The sequence below is a fragment of the Allobosea sp. GW823-FHT02B03 genome (assembly GCF_058797755.1).
Window position 1 is genome coordinate 1 of the sequence record NZ_JBXAJY010000015.1, and the last position, 2,004, is coordinate 2,004.

Annotated in this window: 1 protein-coding gene; it reads left to right on the forward strand. The window is 68.0% G+C overall.

Annotation, left to right across the window (positions count from 1 at the left end; translation table 11 throughout):
* The first annotated feature begins 2 nt into the window (after positions 1-2).
* Positions 3-2,003: an acetyl-CoA carboxylase biotin carboxylase subunit gene (locus AC1REK_RS27500; protein WP_492270898.1), complete on the forward strand. Its 2,001-nt coding sequence runs from the start codon at positions 3-5 to the stop codon at positions 2,001-2,003.
* Position 2,004 lies beyond the last annotated feature (1 nt).

The window sequence follows — 2,004 nt, forward strand, 5'->3', positions numbered from 1 at the left end:
CGATGTTCACGAAGATTCTGATCGCGAACCGTGGCGAGATCGCCTGCCGCGTGATCAAGACGGCGCGCCGGATGGGGATCGCGACGGTTGCGGTGTATTCGGATGCGGACCGCGAGGCGCTGCATGTCGAGATGGCCGACGAGGCCGTGCATATCGGGGCGGCGCCGGCCGCCGAATCCTATCTTCAGATCGAGAAGATCATTGCCGCCTGCAAGGCGACGGGCGCCGAGGCGGTGCATCCCGGCTATGGCTTCCTCTCCGAGCGCGAGGCCTTCGCCCAGGCGCTGAAGGACAACGGCATCGTCTTCATCGGGCCGAACCCCGGCGCGATCGCGGCGATGGGCGACAAGATCGAGTCGAAGAAGGCGGCGGCGGCGGCGAAGGTCTCGACCGTGCCCGGGCATCTCGGCGTGATCGAGGATCCCGACCATGCCGTGACGATCGCCGACGCGATCGGCTATCCCGTGATGATCAAGGCCTCGGCCGGCGGCGGCGGCAAGGGCATGCGCATCGCCCATTCGGCCGGCGAGGTGGCGGAGGGCTTTGCCCGGGCGCGCTCGGAAGCGGCCTCGTCCTTCGGCGACGACCGGGTCTTCATCGAAAAGTTCATCGTCGATCCCCGGCATATCGAGATCCAGGTGCTCGGCGACAAGCATGGCAATGTGATCTATCTCGGCGAGCGCGAATGCTCGATCCAGCGCCGCAACCAGAAGGTCGTCGAGGAGGCGCCGTCGCCGCTGCTCGACGAGGCGACCCGGCGCAAGATGGGCGAGCAGGCGGTCGCGCTGGCCAAAGCGGTGAACTACGACTCGGCCGGCACGGTCGAGTTCGTCGCCGGCCAGGACAAGTCCTTCTACTTCCTCGAGATGAACACGCGGCTGCAGGTCGAGCATCCGGTCACCGAGATGGTCACCGGCATCGACCTCGTCGAGCAGATGATCCGCGTCGCCCATGGCGAGAAGCTGGCGATCAGCCAGGAGGATGTGAAGCTGAATGGCTGGGCGGTCGAATCGCGCGTCTATGCCGAGGACCCGACCCGCAACTTCCTGCCCTCGACCGGGCGGCTGGTGACCTATCGCCCGCCCGCCGAGGGCCAGGATGGCGAGGCCACGGTGCGCAACGACACCGGCGTCTATGAGGGCGGCGAGATCTCGATCTATTACGACCCGATGATCGCCAAGCTGGTGACGCACGCCCCGACGCGGGAGGCGGCGATCAGGGCGCAGGCGCGGGCGCTCGACGCCTTCGCGATCGACGGCATCCGCCACAACATCCCCTTCGTCTCGGCGCTGATGCAGCATCCGCGCTGGATCGCCGGCGAGCTCTCGACCGGCTTCATCGCCGAGGAGTTCCCGGAGGGCTTCGCCATGCCGCAGCCGCAGGGCGAGGTGGCGCTGCGGATGGCGGCGATCGCGATCGCCTGCGACCACCGGATGAACCAGCGCAAGCGCAACGTCTCGGCGCAGATGCAGGGCTGGCGCAAGGTCGAGTTCGAGCGCGCCCGCATCGTTGAGCTCGGGGCCGAGCGCTTCGAAGGCGAGGTCTCGGACGAGAACGGGGCGGTGGTGATCGATTTCGGCGGGCGCAGAGTCAGGCTCGCCAGCGACTGGCGCCCGGGCGAGCCGGTCTGGCAGGGCACGCTGGACGGCGTCGCGATCGCGGCGCAGGTCCGGCCGATCCTCAACGGCTTCGCGCTCGGCCATGCCGGCGCCTATGCCAATGCCCATGTCTACACCGCCCGCGAGGCGCAGCTGGCGGCGCTGATGCCGGAGAAGGCCGCGCCCGACACCGGAAAATTCCTGCTCTGCCCGATGCCCGGCCTGGTCAAGGCGGTCTTCGTCGGCGTCGGCCAGGAGGTCAAGGCCGGCGAGCCGCTCGCCATGGTCGAGGCGATGAAGATGGAGAACGTCCTGCGCGCCGAAAAGGACGTCACCGTCGCAAAAATCCTCGCCAGGGAAGGCGACTCCCTCGCCGTCGACGCCGTCATCATCGAATTCGCGTGAG

Bases quoted from the DNA above. Each gene is read 5' to 3' on its own strand.
- AC1REK_RS27500 (WP_492270898.1), top strand. From the start codon at position 3: ATGTTCACGAAGATTCTGATCGCGAACCGTGGCGAGATCGCCTGCCGC.